Below are 582 nucleotides of genomic sequence, written 5' to 3'. Positions count from 1 at the left end.
CTGAAAGACTATCTTCAACAGCCTTTGGTGGATGACTCAACGACCTTGAAGGATTTGAGTTTTGTTGCGTTGGACTTTGAAACCACAGGCGTGGACGCACAAGGCGATAAAATCTTATCGATTGGCGTGGTTGACCTAACGCTGGACGGCATTGATATCGCCAGCTCCAAAGAGTGGTACATTTGTCACGGACAATTCATCAAACCAGAAACAGCGAAAATTAATGGCTTAACTCCGCAAGATCTCGCCAAAGGACTGCCATTGGATGAAGGGATGAATCGGTTGTTGGAACGCATCACAGGAAAAGTGGTGCTCGCCCACGGATGCTGCATTGAAAAAGCCTTCATTCACGCTTATTTTTCCTCTCGCTACCAAGTAGAGGATTTCCCCGCGTATTTTATCGACACTCTGCAAATCGAAAAGCAGTTTAGCTATGCAGGGAAAAGCGGCGCGCACAGCAGTTATCAGTTGGACGATTTGCGCCGCTATTATCACCTGCCGGGGTACTTATCGCACTCAGCCGCCAGTGATGCCTTGGCGTGCGCGGAATTGTTCTTGGTGCAAAGTAAAAAACTGACCGCG

Annotated in this window: 1 protein-coding gene; it reads left to right on the top strand. The window is 48.5% G+C overall.

The genetic code is table 11. The features are described from left to right. On the top strand, positions 1-582 hold a 582-nt coding region (locus R7R78_RS28155; protein ID WP_225474854.1), incomplete at both ends, for an exonuclease domain-containing protein.

Source organism: Vibrio sp. 2134-1 (genome assembly GCF_033339495.1).
The sequence above is the reverse complement of the archived record's forward strand: the minus strand, read 5'-3'. Positions and strand labels throughout refer to the sequence as shown.